10 protein-coding genes, 3 tRNA genes and 1 pseudogene are annotated in these 16663 nt (G+C 63.5%); 11 read left to right on the forward strand and 3 right to left on the reverse strand.

Annotated features, from left to right (window positions below):
- Positions 1-531: 531 nt before the first annotated feature.
- From lon to CO664_RS17390, 3 genes and pseudogenes are all read left to right on the forward strand, one after another.
- Positions 532-2949, forward strand: coding sequence for an endopeptidase La (gene lon / locus CO664_RS17380; protein WP_097539440.1), 2418 nt, complete (start codon positions 532-534; stop codon positions 2947-2949).
- 157 nt (positions 2950-3106) lie between these two features.
- Complete coding sequence (hupB, locus tag CO664_RS17385) at positions 3107-3442, forward strand: DNA-binding protein HupB (protein ID WP_158254928.1); 336 nt, start codon at positions 3107-3109, stop codon at positions 3440-3442.
- Positions 3443-3741: 299 nt separating this feature from the next.
- A pseudogene (locus tag CO664_RS17390) lies at positions 3742-5938 on the forward strand (esterase-like activity of phytase family protein).
- 85 nt (positions 5939-6023) lie between these two features.
- On the opposite strand, the gene CO664_RS17395 reads toward CO664_RS17390, so the two are convergent.
- Both CO664_RS17395 and CO664_RS17400 read right to left on the reverse strand, forming a co-directional pair.
- Positions 6024-6497, reverse strand: coding sequence for a MarR family transcriptional regulator (locus CO664_RS17395; protein WP_037414095.1), 474 nt, complete (start codon positions 6495-6497; stop codon positions 6024-6026).
- Between the two features lie 182 nt (positions 6498-6679).
- Entirely contained in the window at positions 6680-8512 is a 1833-nt protein-coding gene (locus tag CO664_RS17400) for a methyl-accepting chemotaxis protein (RefSeq protein WP_097539441.1), read from the reverse strand.
- Between the two features lie 284 nt (positions 8513-8796).
- Between CO664_RS17400 and CO664_RS17405 the strand changes: the two genes are divergently transcribed.
- The 3 genes from CO664_RS17405 (at position 8797) to CO664_RS17415 (ending at position 14019) form a co-directional block, all read left to right on the forward strand.
- Positions 8797-10077 carry an exonuclease SbcCD subunit D gene (locus CO664_RS17405; RefSeq protein ID WP_037414100.1) on the forward strand — a complete coding sequence of 427 codons (1281 nt, stop codon included), beginning with the start codon at positions 8797-8799 and terminating at the stop codon, positions 10075-10077.
- Positions 10077-13532 carry an AAA family ATPase gene (locus tag CO664_RS17410; protein ID WP_097539442.1) on the forward strand — a complete coding sequence of 1152 codons (3456 nt, stop codon included), beginning with the start codon at positions 10077-10079 and terminating at the stop codon, positions 13530-13532. Before CO664_RS17405 ends, CO664_RS17410 begins: the two co-directional genes overlap by 1 nt.
- 88 nt (positions 13533-13620) lie before the next feature.
- Positions 13621-14019: a cupin domain-containing protein gene (locus CO664_RS17415; RefSeq protein WP_037414104.1), complete on the forward strand. Its 399-nt coding sequence runs from the start codon at positions 13621-13623 to the stop codon at positions 14017-14019.
- Positions 14020-14076: 57 nt separating this feature from the next.
- Here CO664_RS17415 and CO664_RS17420 read toward each other — a convergent pair.
- Positions 14077-14152: transfer RNA gene (locus tag CO664_RS17420), tRNA-Val, on the reverse strand.
- A gap of 394 nt (positions 14153-14546) precedes the next feature.
- Here CO664_RS17420 and CO664_RS17425 point away from each other — a divergent pair.
- From CO664_RS17425 to CO664_RS17445, 5 genes are all read left to right on the forward strand, one after another.
- Positions 14547-14623: transfer RNA gene (locus CO664_RS17425), tRNA-Asp, on the forward strand.
- A 72-nt stretch (positions 14624-14695) separates the two neighbouring features.
- Positions 14696-14772, forward strand: a tRNA-Asp gene (locus CO664_RS17430).
- 298 nt (positions 14773-15070) lie between these two features.
- A complete protein-coding gene (locus CO664_RS17435; protein ID WP_037389059.1) occupies positions 15071-15436 on the forward strand; it encodes an NADH-quinone oxidoreductase subunit A in 366 nt (121 codons plus the stop codon).
- Positions 15427-16005 (forward strand): NADH-quinone oxidoreductase subunit B, encoded by a 579-nt coding sequence (locus CO664_RS17440; RefSeq protein ID WP_037414105.1) that lies wholly within the window; start codon positions 15427-15429, stop codon positions 16003-16005. The genes CO664_RS17435 and CO664_RS17440 overlap by 10 nt, the downstream gene beginning before the upstream one ends.
- An 18-nt stretch (positions 16006-16023) precedes the next feature.
- On the forward strand, positions 16024-16629 hold the full coding sequence (locus CO664_RS17445) for an NADH-quinone oxidoreductase subunit C (protein ID WP_097526432.1): 606 nt from the start codon (positions 16024-16026) through the stop codon (positions 16627-16629).
- Positions 16630-16663: the final 34 nt, after the last annotated feature.

A 16663-nucleotide genomic window follows, 5' to 3' on the forward strand; every position in this document is an offset into this window, starting at 1 on the left:
CCGCGCGTCTTTACGCGCAAAGGCCGTGTAGCACGTTGAATTGCTGCATGTCTGTGTCCTTAAATCGAGGACGATTTAAGGACACATGCAGTAGCACTCTACGGTGCAGGGAGAGCCCGCCTAGTGCGGGCTTTTTTGTGCGCGCCGGCAGGTTTTTGCTGCTCGCGAAGATGTGAAGCCGCCGGCCCGGCCATTTCTCATCCGCGGCGTTCATGAGGACGGATCGAGCCCTTCGCAATTTCGCCCCAAAATGATTGGGGTCAATCGAATAGAATATTGCGAAACCTCCGCAACAACGCGATGATACGACGATTCAATGAACGCGTTTGGGTGCCGGAGTCGGGGGGGGCCACGTAAGGCCGGCATCAGCCTCTCAGCGTAGAAAACAAGAATTGTCCACGGAGGCGGAGATTGCGCCCGGCCTTGAAATGGCCCCTGTTGCATTCCACTTTCGTGAAGGAAATTTGACAGCCGGGAGTGCCGCTGAGGCTCCCGGGAACGGGCCCGAAATCGGGACGGAAAGGAAAAGACATGACGAACAAAACGTCTCCGGCCGAAAGCGCGACCTATCCGGTTCTGCCGTTGCGCGACATTGTGGTCTTCCCGCATATGATCGTGCCGCTATTCGTCGGCCGCGAGAAGTCCATCCGGGCGCTTGAAGAGGTCATGGGCACCGACAAGCAGATCATGCTGGCGACCCAGATCAATGCGACGGATGACGATCCGGAACCCTCCGCGATCTACCGCGTCGGAACGATCGCCAACGTGCTGCAGCTCCTGAAGCTCCCCGATGGCACCGTCAAGGTTCTCGTCGAGGGGCGTGCACGGGCGGAGATCGACCGCTACACCTCCCGCGACGACTTCTACGAAGCGGTCGCCCATGTGTTGCGCGAGCCGGAAGAGGACCCGGTCGAGATCGAGGCGCTGAGCCGCTCGGTCGTGTCCGAATTCGAGAGCTACGTGAAGCTGAACAAGAAGATTTCGCCGGAAGTCGTCGGCGTCGCCAGCCAGATCGACGACTATTCCAAGCTCGCCGACACGGTTGCCTCGCACCTGTCGATCAAGATCGTCGAGAAGCAGGAAATGCTCGAGACGACCAGCGTGAAGATGCGCCTTGAAAAGGCGCTCGGCTTCATGGAAGGCGAGATCTCGGTTCTGCAGGTGGAAAAGCGCATCCGTTCGCGCGTCAAGCGCCAGATGGAGAAGACACAGCGCGAGTACTACCTCAACGAACAGATGAAGGCGATCCAGAAGGAGCTCGGCGACAGCGAAGACGGCCGCGACGAGATGGCCGAAATCGAGGAGCGTATCGCTAAGACGAAGCTCTCCAAGGAAGCGCGCGAAAAGGCCGATGCGGAGCTGAAGAAGCTGCGCCAGATGAGCCCGATGTCGGCCGAAGCGACCGTCGTGCGCAATTATCTGGATTGGCTCCTGGGCCTGCCCTGGGGCAAGAAGTCAAAGATCAAGACGGACCTCAACCACGCCGAAAAGGTGCTGGACGCCGATCACTTCGGTCTCGACAAGGTCAAGGAGCGTATCGTCGAATATCTCGCCGTGCAGGCCCGTTCCGCGAAGATCAAGGGCCCGATCCTGTGCCTCGTCGGCCCTCCGGGCGTCGGCAAGACCTCGCTCGCCAAGTCTATCGCCAAGGCGACCGGCCGCGAATATATCCGCATGGCGCTCGGCGGCGTGCGTGACGAGGCCGAGATCCGTGGCCACCGCCGCACCTATATCGGCTCCATGCCCGGCAAGGTCGTGCAGTCGATGAAGAAGGCCAAGCGGTCCAATCCGCTGTTCCTGCTCGACGAGATCGACAAGATGGGCCAGGACTTCCGCGGCGATCCGTCCTCGGCGCTTCTCGAAGTGCTCGATCCGGAACAGAACTCGACCTTCATGGATCACTATCTCGAGGTCGAGTACGACCTCTCGAACGTGATGTTCATCACCACGGCGAACACGCTGAACATTCCGGCGCCGCTGATGGACCGCATGGAAGTGATCCGCATCGCCGGCTACACGGAAGAGGAAAAGCTGGAAATCGCCAAGCGGCACCTGCTGCCGAAGGCGATTCGCGATCATGCGCTGCAGCCGAACGAGTTCTCCGTGACCGACGGCGCGCTTATGGCGGTGATCCAGACCTACACGCGCGAGGCGGGCGTTCGCAACTTCGAGCGTGAGCTGATGAAGCTTGCGCGCAAGGCCGTGACCGAGATCCTAAAGGGCAAGACCAAGAAGGTCGAAGTGACGGCCGAGAACGTCCCCGACTATCTCGGCGTGCCGCGCTTCCGCCATGGCGAAGCCGAACGCGACGACCAGGTAGGCGTTGTCACGGGTCTTGCCTGGACCGAGGTGGGCGGTGAATTGCTGACGATCGAAGGCGTGATGATGCCGGGCAAGGGCCGCATGACGGTCACCGGCAACCTGCGCGACGTCATGAAGGAATCGATTTCCGCGGCGGCCTCCTATGTCCGATCGCGTGCGATCGATTTCGGCATTGAGCCGCCGCTCTTCGACAAGCGCGACATCCACGTGCACGTGCCGGAAGGTGCAACGCCGAAGGATGGCCCGTCGGCGGGCGTCGCCATGGCGACGGCAATCGTTTCGGTGATGACCGGCATTCCGATCTCCAAGGATGTGGCGATGACCGGCGAGATCACCCTGCGCGGCCGTGTCCTACCGATCGGCGGCTTGAAGGAGAAGCTGTTGGCGGCTCTGCGTGGCGGCATCAAGAAGGTGCTGATCCCTGAAGAGAACGCCAAGGATCTTGCGGAGATCCCGGACAATGTGAAGAACAGCCTCGAAATCATCCCGGTTTCGCGGATGGGCGAGGTGCTCGAGCACGCATTGACGCGGCGTCCTGAGCCGATTGAATGGGACCCGGCAAGCCATGCCGGCACCATTTCGCCGGTCGATTCGCAGGACGAGGCGGGCACCTCGATCGCCCACTGAGGACGCGCAAATAGGGCAGGGACTGTGTCCCCGTTGCGCCCTTTGCCCAGAAAAACGGAAAAGACCGGCCATTTGCCGGTCTTTTCTGTTGTAAAAGCACCCTCTAAGCCTTGCATTTCAAGGGATTCGGCGCAATTGGGAATGGCAAGACGTGGCTGTGCGCAAGCGGCCGCGGCTTAAGAAGACAGTCGTTTCGAACCAATTTGAAAGGGGTGGAAACATGAACAAAAATGAGCTCGTGTCTGCCGTTGCCGAGAAGGCCGGTCTTTCCAAGGCCGATGCGTCTTCCGCTGTTGATGCAGTGTTTGAGACCATTCAGGGTGAACTGAAGAACGGCGGCGACATTCGTCTCGTCGGCTTCGGCAACTTCTCCGTGACCCGCCGCGAAGCGAGCAAGGGCCGCAACCCGTCGACGGGTGCGGAAGTTGACATCCCGGCACGCAACGTGCCGAAGTTCACGGCCGGTAAGGGCCTGAAGGACGCCGTCAACTAATCGGACGTGTCGAGGTCCGAAAGGGCCTCGAGATGGCCGCGCGGTCCGGGTCGGCGGCGACGCCAGAGAGGCCGCAAGCAAGTTCATGTTCCATCTGCCGCCTTCCTTGCAGGATCGCCGGCAGGTTGATTGGGGCCCGGTCGATCCGGGCCTCTTTTCATTTAACCTCCGCTGTCATCGGGCTGTTACAGGACGGTTGCACAAGCCTCCCATCCGGAGGTGGACGAATTGCGACTCCGGACGCGAACGCGGTGTCTGAAGGCCTGATCTCCGGGCGCGCGCCGCGACAGGAGGGATAAATGAGGGCTTTTTCCATCACAGCCGCCTTGGCGGCGGCACTCGCCGCATCGACGGCGCCGGCCGCTCAGGCCGAACAGGTCTTTAACCGCATTGCATCCTTTGCGGTCGCCGGCAACTTGCCCGAAGGCGCCGACCAAAAGGCACCGACCTCGGCGGAAATCATTGCCGCCAGCGAGGACGGCAACACGCTCATCTATACGGACAGCCCCGGCAAGCGTATCGGCTTCATCGATATCACCGACGCCCGCGCGCCGAAGGCCGGCGGCATCGTTTCCTTCGAGGGCGAGCCGACGTCGGTCGCTGTCGCCGGCCCAAAGGCGCTGGTCGCCGTCAACACCCGTGAAAGTTTCACCAAGACCTCCGGCCTGCTTGCCGTCGTCGATGTCGCGACGAAAAAGATCGACGCCACCTGCGATCTCGGTGGCCAGCCGGATTCCGTCACCGTCAACAAGGACCGGACGCTGGCGGCGATCGCCATCGAGAACGAGCGCGACGAGGACGTCAACGACGGTGAGATCCCGCAGCTGCCGGCCGGCGATCTCGTGATCCTGTCGCTGAAGGACGGCGTTGCCGATTGCGCGACGATCAAGCATGTGACGCTCACCGGCCTTGCCGAAGTCGCCGGCGACGATCCGGAGCCGGAATTCGTCGCGTTCAACGGCAAGGCCGAGATTGCGCTGACGCTGCAGGAAAACAATCACATCGTCATCATCGACGGCAAATCAGCGGCCGTGAGGGCGCATTTTTCCGCCGGTACGGCGGACCTCAAGAATGTTGACGCCAAGCGTGACGGCGCCATTTCGTTTGCGAGCGATCTGACCGGCGTCAAGCGCGAGCCGGATGCCGTGAAGTGGCTCGACGACAACCGTCTAGTCGTCGCCAATGAGGGCGACTACGAAGGCGGCTCGCGCGTGCTTCACGATCTTCGACGTCACCGGCAAGGTGCTGTTCGAGTCCGGTGCAAGCCTGGAGCACGCCATCGCTGCCGTCGGCCACTACCCGGAAAAGCGCTCTTCGGCGAAGGGCATCGAGCCGGAAGGCATGGAAACGGCGCAGTACGGCGACGACAAGCTGTTCTTCGTGCTTTCCGAACGCGCCTCGATCGTCGGCGTCTACAAGGACACCGGTGCCGAGCCGCAACTGCTGCAGCTGCTGCCGTCCGGGGTTTCGCCCGAGGGCGCGGTCGCCATTCCCGGCCGCAATCTGTTCGCCACCGCCAACGAGGTCGATCTCGTCGAGGACGGCGGCGCGCGGGCGCATGTGATGATTTACGCGCGCGGCGAGGGGGACGCCATCTACCCGCAGATTCGCTCCGCCGAGAAGGACGGTCTGCCGATCGGGTTCGGCGCCCTTTCCGGCCTGGCGGCCGTCGGCGACAAGCCGGGCTTCCTGCGGGCGGTGAACGACTCCGTTCTTTCGTCGCAGCCGATGATTTTTGCGATCGACGCGACGCAGAAGCCGGCGGTGATCACCGAGGCGCTGCCGATCACCCGCGATGGCGCAGCCGCGCAAAAGCTCGATATCGAAGGCATTGCCAATGATGGCGAAGGCGGCTTCTGGCTGGCGTCGGAAGGCGACTCGGACAAGCTTTACAGCCACGCACTCCTTCACGTGAACAAGAAGGGCGAAATCAAACAGGAGATCGCTCTTCCGGCGGAGCTGCGCGCCAACGAAATCCGCTCCGGCTTCGAAGGAATCACCGCGGTCGGCGAAGGCGACGGCCTCACGCTCTGGATGGCGGTCCAGCGCGAGTGGAAGGACGACGAGAAGGGCTTCGTCAAGCTCGTCGCCTACAAGCCGGCGACGAAAGAGTGGGGCGCAGTGCGCTATCCGCTCGACAAGTCCGAAGCCGGCTGGGTCGGTCTTTCGGAGATCTCCGTCCATGGCGACTATGCCTATCTGATCGAGCGCGACAATCTGATCGGCGAAGCCGCGAAGCTCAAGAAGCTCTATCGTGTGGCGCTCACCGAGCTGAAGCCCGCTGCGCTCGGCGGCGAACTGCCGGCCGTCAAAAAGGAAGAGGTGCGCGACCTCATTCCTGACCTGAAGTTGCTGAACGGCTATGTAGTCGACAAGGTGGAGGGCTTCACGGTCGACGCCGCTGGAAACGGCTATGTCGTTACCGACAATGACGGCGTCGACGACTCGTCCGGCGAGACCCTGTTCTTCTCCATCGGCGCAATCAACGCGATGTAAGCGTCGGGCCAGGAGAAAACGGAAGAGGCCGGGGCATGACGTCCCGGCCTCTTCCTTTGTACCAAGTTCGGTTGTGCCTGCGGGGTTACCGCGCGGCAGCGATGTCTGCCTCTTCCTTCGCTTCCTTGCGCTTGCGGATCTCGTCGGTCTTGTCGACGAGCCTGCTGACGATGTCGTAGAGCTGATCGAGCTGCTCGTCGTCGAGCGCCGAGAAGATTTCCTCGATAAGCTGCTTGCGCGGATGTTCCGCCGCCTGGAGGACGGCACGGCCCGTCTCGGTAATCGAGACGATCTTGGCGCGGCGATCGTCCGGATCGGGCTTGCGCATCACCAGGCGATCGCGCTCCAGCCCGTCGATCGCCTCCGTCACGGTCCTGGGGGCGAAGTTCAACGCGCAGGCGATGTCGGTCGAGCGGCACGGGCCGAGCTTGCTCAGGAAGAACAGGAACTTGCTTCGGGCAAGTGACACACCTTCCTCGGTCATCGACTCGTTCACCAGGCGATGGACGCGATGGTAGAGTTCGAACAGTTTGTCGGAGACTTCGAATGTGTTCTTCATGAAAGCCGTTGCGATATGGTGAGGTGCCATGTCAAATGGCAGTTAGACTATATTTAGTGACGACCGCGGTATTTGTCGACAAAAACCTCCTGATTCTTACGGTCGACGTCCTTTGAAAAGAAACGGCCCCCGAATCCGAGAGCCGTTGATCTTTCCGAGGCGAAGAACTGCTGTCCCTGCTGTTAAGCGGCGTGGCGTGGCCGCGACGCCCAAGCGCTGGCGCGGTCCGCATCGGCGAGAGTGAACCGATCGATCAATTCGCGCAGACGACCCGCCTCCTGTGCCAGGGTCGCGCTGGCCGCATTGGCTTCCTCGACCATCGCGGCGTTCTGCTGCGTCACCTGATCCATCTGATTGACCGCCATGTTGACTTCGGAAAGCCCTGCGGACTGCTCCTGGGCCGAAACGGCGATCGCGTCCATATGTTCGTTGATCGTAACGATAAGGCTCTCGATGGTGCGCAGGGCTTCGCCCGTTTCGCGCACGAGCCGGACGCCGCTTTCGACCTCGTTCGCCGAATTGCGGATCAGTTCCTTGATCTCCTTGGCCGCCTTGGCCGAGCGCTGGGCGAGCTCTCGCACCTCCTGTGCAACGACGGCAAAGCCCTTGCCGGCTTCGCCGGCGCGTGCCGCTTCCACCCCGGCATTGAGCGCCAAAAGGTTGGTCTGGAAGGCGATCTCGTCGATGACACCGATGATGTTGGAGATCTGGCTGGAGGAATGCTCGATTCGCCCCATCGCGTCGACGGCGCCGGAGACGATCGCGCCGGACTTGCGTGCACTCTCGTTCGCCTGGCTCGCCACGGCGCGGGCCTCGTTGGTGCGCTTCGAGGAGTTGGAGACATTGACGGTGATCTGGTCGAGCGCGGCGGCGGTCTCCTCGAGCGATGCCGCCTGTTGTTCGGTCCGTCGCGACAGGTCGTCGGCACTGTGGCTCACCTCACGGGCGCCGCCGTCGATGCTGCTCGAACTCGTCGCGACGGCGGAGAGCGTGTCGGCAAGCTGGGCGACCGCCTGGTTCAGGTCGTGCCGAAGGGGCTCGAAATCGGGCGCAAAAGCCTCGTCGAGCTGGAAGGCGAGGTCGCCGCCGGCCAGCCGCCGCAGTCCGCTTGCAAGCCCGGCCGTCGCTTCTTCGAGACGCCGCTGCGCCGCCGCTTCGGCCTCCTCGGTCACTCTCTGGCGTTCGCTCTCGGATGCGGCGCGCTGGATACGGGCTTCCTCCTCGAGCTTCTGGTTGGTGATTGCAGCCTGCCGAAAAATTTCGACGGCGCGGGCCATTTCACCGATCTCGTCCTTCCGGCCGCCATAGGGGATGCCGCTTGCCGTATCGCCCCCGGCAAGCTTCGCCATCGACGCCGTGATGATCCGGATCGGACGTGCGACGCCGCGTATGGCGTAGGCGACCGCGCCCAGAATGACGAGGGCAGCGAAAGCAATGACCACGGTTTCGGTGGTCATGGCTTCCTTGTGCGTTGCGGCACTGGCGGCGACGGCGGCGCCGGCGCCGGCAAGATTTGCGGCAAGCACGTCGTCGATCGCCGCATCGACCTTCTTTTCGGCTGCCGCCATCTCGACTTTGAAGACGCTCTGGGCCTTCATGTTCTCGAGGTTGTTGGAATATTTCAGCATGGCATCGGCGTCCGACAGATAGGCCTGGTAGGTCGCATGCACCTTTGCGAGCGCCTCCTTGTCGGCATCCGATGTCGCAAGGACCGCATAGTCTTCCGAAAGCTTGCCGAAGCCTGCGACAGTTTCGCCGATCACCTTTTCCGCCCGTTTCTTCTCGAACGGAGTGAGCGAGATCAGGTGCCGGGCGAAGGCCATCCGGGTGTCCGAAAGCTGAGTCTCCAGCGCCCGGGCCAGCGAGACGCGCGGCAGCCAGCTGGCGGCGAGTTCGTTGTTCCGCTCGTTCAGCATGCGGATGCTCTTCATCGAGGAGAGGGCAAGCGCTGCGACGATGGCGACGACCACAACGAAAAGACCGATCAGCGTATGCGAAATCTTCAGGCGGGACATGGACCACTCCGGAATAGCGTCCGCGAAACTTGGGGTGAACTGTTCCGGCTCTTGATCGTCATGACGGAGCGGAAGCAGAAGCAGGAATCATTCCGGTGCTGAAAATGCTCAATGCGTTTCCATCGCGAAAACTACCGAGCAAGGCGTTACAAATCCGCTAATCGGCGAGCCCGGCGGATGCTGAAGCGGCGCTCTCGGACGGCTGCGCGACGTTGCCCACAACTCAGTTGGGCCCCGTCAGCCCGCGTCGTTGACGGCAGGGGCAGGGCCGGCCATGGTCGGTCATGCCTTTCCGATTTATCCATACCGCAGATCTCCATCTCGATTCGCCCTTGCGCAGCCTGGCGCTCCGCAACGAGGAGCTCGCCGGGATCGTGCGGGGTGCCACCCGCAATGCCCTCGTGCGTATCGTCGATCTCTGCATCGCCGAAAGCGTCGACGCGCTGCTGATCGCCGGCGATCTCTATGACGGCAATCAGACGTCGATGAACACGGCGCTCTTCCTCGCCGGTGAGCTGCGCCGTCTCGACGAGGCGGGCATCCGCACCTTCATCATCCGCGGCAACCATGATGCCCAGTCGCAGGTGACGCGCGAGCTGACGCTGCCGGCGTCCGTGCATGTCTTCAGCGGCCGCGGCAAGCCGGTGCTCGCCAAGACGCTGGAAAACGGCAGAGCCGTTCACATTCACGGCATGAGCTTTGCCGACCCGCACGCGCCGGAAAGCCTGCTGCCGCATTTCCAGCCTCCCATCGCGGATGCCATCAACATCGGCATGCTGCACACGAGCCTCGCCGGCTCGGCGGGGCACGACCCCTATGCGCCCTGCAGCGTCGCCGATCTGGAGCGGCATGGCTATGACTATTGGGCTCTCGGCCACGTGCACCAGCGGCAGGTCCACGGCGTCAAACCATGCATCGTCATGTCGGGCATGCCGCAGGGCCGGGATATCAACGAATCGGGCGTGAAGGGCGTCACCCTTGTCACGATCGACCACGACGGTGAGGTGACGCTGGAAGAGCGGGCGGTGGGTGCGGCTGTGTTCGAGCGCGTGTCGATCGACCTGACCGGGACGGCGGACTGGCGCGACATGCTGGAGGTCGCCGGCCGGCAGCTCGGTCTGATTCGAAAGGGTCTGCCGGAAGCCGATCTCATCCTGCGGATCACGCTGAACGGTACGACGCCGCTTTCCTGGCGGCTGCGGCGGGATTTCGACCTGCTGCAGGGAGAGCTGGCGAATATCGCCGCCGGGCTCGGCCGATGCTGGGTCGAGAAGATCGAGACCCAGTTTGCAAATTGCAGCAAGCATGCCGGGCCTATCGCTGCCGATCCGATCGGCGAACTGACGGCACTCGTCGAGACCGAAGTGTTGTCGGCCTTCGCCTACCGCGCCGACATGCGCGCCGTCGCCGAGGAGCTGCTGCCGCATCTGCCTGTCGAACTGCGGCATCTGCTTGCCGGGGACGAGGGCATGCTCGACGAGCTGGTGGAGAATGCCGCGCTTTCAGGTAGCGCCGATGTCCTGTCGCATCTCCATGGCCGCAGCCTCGTCGAGGGCATCGACTGATGCGGCTGCAACAGCTGGATCTCGTCCGCTACGGCAAGTTCACTGAACGAAGCCTCGATTTCGGCACTGCCCAGCGGGGAGAGCCAGATTTCCACTTGATCTACGGCCCGAACGAGGCGGGCAAATCGACCCTGTTCTCGGGCTTCCTCGACCTGCTCTTCGGCATCGAACGCATGAGCCCCTACGGCTTCCTGCATCCCTACCAGACAATGCGGATCGGCGGCGTTGTCGAGGCTGGCGGCAAGAGACATCACGCCTATAGGATCAAGCGCAACGCCAACAGCCTTGTCGGTCCCGACGAGCAGCCGCTGCCGGACAACCTCTTCTCCTCGGCGCTCGGATCGATCGACCGGGATACCTACCGCATGATGTTCTCGCTCGACGACGACAGCATCGAGGAAGGCGGGGAAGCCATCCTGAAGAGCGAAGGCGAACTCGGATCGCTGCTCTTCTCGGCAAGTTCGGGTCTGCCGGACAGTAGTGCGGTGCTTGCCAATCTGCGCACCGAAGCGGACGCCTTCTTTCGCCCCCAGGCGCGCAAGCATCAGCTTGCGGAGCTGAAGGCGGAGCTCGATGCCCTGAAATCCCAGCGCAAAGCAGTGGACGTCAACGCGCGCGAATATGCCGAACTTCGCAAGACGCTGACGAAAGCCCGCGACCGCCACGATGCAGCATCGCGACAGCGCGCCGAACTGCGCGTGCGCCGGGATCGGCTGCGCGCCGAGCTCGAATCCCTGCCGATCCTTGCAAGGCTCAACCTTGCACGGGAAGAGCTTGCCGGCACGCAGGCCTTGCCGGTGCCGCCGCAGGAATGGTGGAACGATCTGCCGGCCCTCCGCCGCCGGGAGGTCGAAATCGCTACCCGGCTCCGGCAACTGGACGAGGAACTGGCGCAGCGCCGGGCGGAGCTCGAGGATCTGCCGCGGGACGAAGAGGCGCTTGCGCTCGCGGCACGCTTCGAGGCGTTGCGCGAATCGGCACTCGACGCCCGCTACCAGACGGCCGCCCGCGATATGCCGTCGCGCCTCGACGAATTGGCAAGGGTCTCCGCCGAGATTCGTGCCTGCCTCATCCGTCTCGGCGAGGCGGACAATGCCGATCCCGTTTCGCTGGTGCTGCCGACTGCCCGCGCTGCCCGGCTGCAGGAACTGGTTCGCCAGCACGCGGGCCTCGCGGAGAAGCTGGCGTCGGCGCGCGGGGAGCTCGACAGCGCCAGACGCGATCGTGCTCAGACCGAACGCGATGCGGAGCGGCTCGGCAACGGTGTCGCCGATACGGGCATTCTGGCCGAACGGCTGCATGTGCTGCGGCAGAGCGATTGCCTTTTGCGCCAGCAGGCCGCGACCAGGGAGGTCGACCGGCTGGCGGCGGCGCTTGCCGATGCCATGGACGGCTTGCGGCCGTTCGCCGGCGATGCGGATGAACTGGCGACGCTGCCCGTTCCCGCGCCCGGCGTGGTCGCCATGTGGAAAGCGGAGGAATCCGCTCTTTCGGAGCGGCGGCTGCGGCTCGACGACCGGATCGGCGACGAGCGCGCGCGCCAGGCGGCAGACGAGGCGCGGCTTGCCGCACTCGCTGCAGACGGCGCTGCAGTGGACGATGCGACCGCAGGCGAGCTGCGCCGGCGCCGGGACCTCGCCTGGCAAGTGCATCGCACCAGCCTCGACAAGCGGACGGCAAGCGCCTTCGAGGCGGCATTGCGGGAGGACGATGCCGCCGCGGCGCTGCGCCTCGCCCATGCCGAGCGGCTGGCTGAGATGCGCGGCCTCACTTTGGCGATTTCCGAAAGGCGCGCGCGCCTGCAGGCGCTCGAAGCACAGCGGGCGGCGCTCTCCGAAGAGGGCCAGCGGCTGCACAAAACGGTGGCCGCTGCCGCAAGTGCAAGCGGCTTACCCAACGTCAGGCAAATATCGCAGCTGGAGGCTTGGCTTGCCGCGCGAGCCGCAGCGCTGGCGCTTCGCGCCGAGCTGCGCGCCGCGCACCAGGCGAAAGACCGGGCCGCGTCGGAAGAACAGACGGCGGCACGCGCATTGCGGGGAGAATTGGAGCGCCTCGGCGCGGCGGACCACCTGCCGGACAGCTTTGACGAGCTCCTCGTTGTTGCGGAACGGGTCGTCTCCCGCGCGCAAGCGGCATCGGCGGCCCACAGCACGGCAGTGGCACAGCTTCACCGCGCCACGGAAGCTATGGAAAACCGGGAGACGGTTCTCGCCGCCGCCGAGGCCGCCATGATCCGCTGGGAAGAGGCGTGGGCGGAGGCGCTCGCCGCGACCTGGCTTGCCGGCCGCGCCGACCGGCCGGCTCCGCACGAAATCGGCCCGGTGCTCGCGGTCCTGCAGGACTTCGACAAGCTCATGCAGAAGAAGGGCGAGCTCGACCATCGCATTGCCGGCATGCGGAAAGACCAGGCGAGCTTTGCCGAGGCGATCGTGGATCTCGCCCACGACGCCGGAGAGCAGGGCGATCCGCTCGCGCTTTATGCGTCGCTGCGCGACCGCATCGCCGCCGCACAGCGCCAGGAAGAGCGCCGCCTCGAAGCCTTGGGCAGCATCGAACGTCTAGAGGAGGCGCTTCGGCTGCTGCGCAGCGAGGAGCGGCAGCACCTGGCGATGAAGCAGGTGATGTTCGACTTCTTCGGATGCGAAACGTTGGAGGAGGCCGGGCTTTGCCTGGAGGCCGTTCGCGAGCAGGAGCGGCAACGGCTGAGATGCGCCGAGCTTGAGCATGATCTGCTAACCAAGCTCGGCGCCGCCACGACCGGAGAAGCCGAATCCATCCTCGCCGGCGTGGACGAGGCCGAGCTTCGGCTTGAGCTCACCCGGCTGGAGGAAGCGATCGACGTCATCGATCGCGACGTCAGCGAACTGCACGCGGAAGTCAGGAACAAGGAAAGGGCGCTTGCCGAGATCGAGGGCGGCGACCGGGTGGCCGAACTCGAGCAGAAGCAGCGGACCATCCTGCTCGAGATCGAGCACAAGGCGGTCGGCTATCTGCGGCTCAAGGCCGGCGTCGTTGCCGCCGAACACGCGCTGAGGCTGTTTCGCGAGCGCCATCGCAGTGCCATGATGCAACGCGCCTCGCGGACCTTTTCGCATATCAGCGGCGGCGAATATGCCGGGCTTTCGACCCAGGCGGAAAAGGGTCAGGAATTCCTGATCGCCAACACGGCGGCGGGCGGCTCGAAGCTCGCCGGCGACCTCTCGAAAGGCACCCGCTTCCAGCTCTACCTTGCCTTGAGAATGGCCGGCTACCACGAGGTCGCCGCGGCCCGCGAGACGCTGCCCTTCATCGCAGACGACATCATGGAAACGTTCGACGACAACCGCGCTGGCCGCGCCTTCGATCTGATGGCGGAGATGGCCCGCGTCGGCCAGGTGATCTATCTGACGCACCACGAGCACCTTTGCGATATCGCCCGCAGCGCCTGCCCCTGGGTAAAGCTTCACAGGCTGTAGCGGCTGGCCGGAAAAACGCTAAGGTGCTTCCGATTGCGCCCGCATGGTGCGCGACGTGATTTCATGCGTATGCCAAGAGGAGGTTCGAATGGAAATCTTTGAGTGTGGCTCGAGACCCTCGTCGCGCGGACCGTCCGACTATTTTCAGGGATCCGTACGCATCGACCCGGCCTTCGAGGCGCCCGCGCCGGCGCGGGTGCGGGGAGCGACGGTCACCTTCGAGCCCGGCGCCCGCACCGCCTGGCACACCCACCCGCTCGGCCAGACGCTCATCGTCACCGCCGGCCGCGGCCTCGCGCAAAGCTGGGGCGGCGAACTCCGCGAAATCCGCGCCGGCGACGTCGTCTGGTTCCCGCCGGGCGAAAAACACTGGCACGGCGCCGCCGCCGACACGGGAATGACCCATATCGCCATTCAGGAGGCGCTCGACGGCAAGGTCGTCGATTGGCTGGAGCATGTGACGGACGAGCAGTCTCGCGGGGGGTGATGAGCCGAATGGCAACGATCGTAGCCACTTGCGGTGAATTGCTAATGCTTTGGATAATGGTGGGCGATGAGAGACTCGAACTCCCGACATCCTCGGTGTAAACGAGGCGCTCTACCAACTGAGCTAATCGCCCTTTCGCGTGCCGGACCGCTGTCCGCCGCGTCGGTGGGCGTGATCTATGCGCAACCGGCAAAAACCGCAAGAGCATTCGATCGATTTTTTTGATTTTTTTGCGAGCGGGTCGGCGAGCGCGGGATCGGGCGCTGCCGGCGCTGTGGACAGGAGAGGGGGGCGGCGCCGGCGGTAGCGACGTCGCGGCGTCCGGGTAGCGAGAGAGGGGGCTTCGACCGTCCCGCCCTATGCGGATTTTCTCATTTGGGCAGCCTGTGGGTCAAAATTCTCTCCGTCACGGATTTGTCTTCAAACACGCTTGACACCCCAGGGCGAACCGCTTAGTTAGCCGCTCATCGAAACGGCAGGGCCGCTTTGATAAAGGGGTGCGCGAGCGCCCCGGCCAGTCAAGAGAAGCGGGTGTAGCTCAGTCGGTTAGAGTGCCGGCCTGTCACGCCGGAGGTCGCGGGTTCGAGCCCCGTCACTCGCGCCACTCTTCTTCTGGTGCATCGGCATCCTCAAGGAGTGCCGATGGTGAGATAATGGCCTGCCATGGCCATGATGCGCGGGTGTAGCTCAGTCGGTTAGAGTGCCGGCCTGTCACGCCGGAGGTCGCGGGTTCGAGCCCCGTCACTCGCGCCATTTCTCCTCACACCATGCTTCAGTGTCAGTCGGCCGTTTTTGCATTGCCGCAATGCGGTCTCGGCATGGCTCTTGCGGGGAGGGGCGACCGGTTCCCAGGATTCCGTGTTCCACTGTGTCAACTGTGAGAAAGTGCCGTTCAAACCTGTGCCGCGAACCGGTTTAAATGCCTCGTCGAGGCTTGCGCATGGGCGCGGGCTGCGCTAACCACTCTGGCGTTGCAACATGATTTTCGGCCTGCGGCATTCGTTGTTCGAGCGCTTCTCCCAAGGCGCTTCGCAGGCAGGGACGGATAACAATGACAGAACTTCTCGGTTCCTATGTTCCGATCGCGATTTTCATTGGAATCGCTCTTGTGATCGGTCTCGCACTCCTGATCGCTCCCTTCGCAGTTGCCTTCAAGGCGCCCGATTCGGAAAAGCTCTCGGCCTATGAGTGCGGCTTCAATGCGTTCGACGACGCCCGCATGAAGTTCGACATCCGCTTCTATCTTGTGTCGATCCTCTTCATCATCTTCGACCTGGAAGTCGCCTTCCTCTTCCCCTGGGCGGTTTCGTTCAAGGCGATGGGCTGGTTCGGCTTCTGGTCGATGATGGTCTTCCTCCTGGTCCTGACGGTCGGCTTTATCTATGAATGGAAAAAGGGAGCGCTGGAATGGAACTAGCATCCGGCACCACGCTCATTGCGCCGCAGCCGAAGGGCATCATCGATCCCGCGACCGGCAAGCCGATCGGCAGCAATGACGCATTCTTCGGCGAGATCAACAACGAGCTCGCCGACAAGGGCTTCCTCGTCACCTCGACCGACGAGCTGATCAACTGGGCGCGCACCGGTTCGCTGATGTGGATGACATTCGGTCTCGCCTGCTGCGCCGTCGAAATGATGCAGATGTCGATGCCGCGCTACGATGCCGAACGCTTCGGCTTCGCGCCGCGCGCCTCGCCGCGCCAGTCCGACGTCATGATCGTCGCCGGCACGCTGACCAACAAGATGGCGCCGGCGCTGCGCAAGGTCTACGACCAGATGCCCGAGCCGCGCTACGTCATCTCGATGGGCTCCTGCGCCAATGGCGGCGGCTATTATCACTATTCCTATTCGGTGGTGCGCGGCTGCGACCGCGTCGTGCCCGTCGATATCTACGTGCCAGGCTGTCCTCCCACGGCAGAAGCGCTGCTCTATGGCGTGCTTCTGCTGCAGAAGAAGATCCGCCGGACCGGCACCATCGAGCGCTAAGGCAGGGGGTTCTTTTCAATGAGTGAAGCCCTGAACGAGCTTGCGACCTATCTTCGGGAAGCACGCGGATCGCTGATTGCCGACGCGGCGATGAAATATGGCGAGTTGACGCTGACGGCGACGGCCGACAACGTCATCGAACTCCTGACCTTCCTGCGCGACGATCCGCGATGCGGCTTTGTGAGCTTTATCGATGTCTGCGGCGTCGACTATCCGCAGCGGCCGGATCGTTTCGATGTCGTCTACCACCTGCTGTCGCCGCGCCAGAACCTGCGCGTCCGCGTCAAGGTCGCGACCGGCGACGGCGAGCCCGTGCCGTCGGCAACCTCCGTCTACCCGGGCGCCGACTGGTTCGAGCGTGAAGCCTACGACATGTACGGCATTCTCTTCACCGGCCACCCGGATCTGCGCCGTATCCTCACCGACTACGGCTTCGAAGGTTATCCGCTGCGCAAGGACTTCCCGCTGACCGGCTTCGTCGAGGTTCGCTACGACGATGAAGTCAAGCGGGTGGTCTATGAACCCGTCGAACTGAGACAGGAATTCCGCAACTTCGATTTCCTTTCGCCCTGGGAAGGCACGGAATACGTGCTGCCCGGCGATGAAAAGGCGAAGGCACGGTGAGATAAGTCGGCCCGCGGCGATCCCGAGGGGATCC

This window comes from Sinorhizobium sp. NG07B, from assembly GCF_002532005.1.
GTDB lineage: Bacteria > Pseudomonadota > Alphaproteobacteria > Rhizobiales > Rhizobiaceae > Sinorhizobium > Sinorhizobium fredii_C.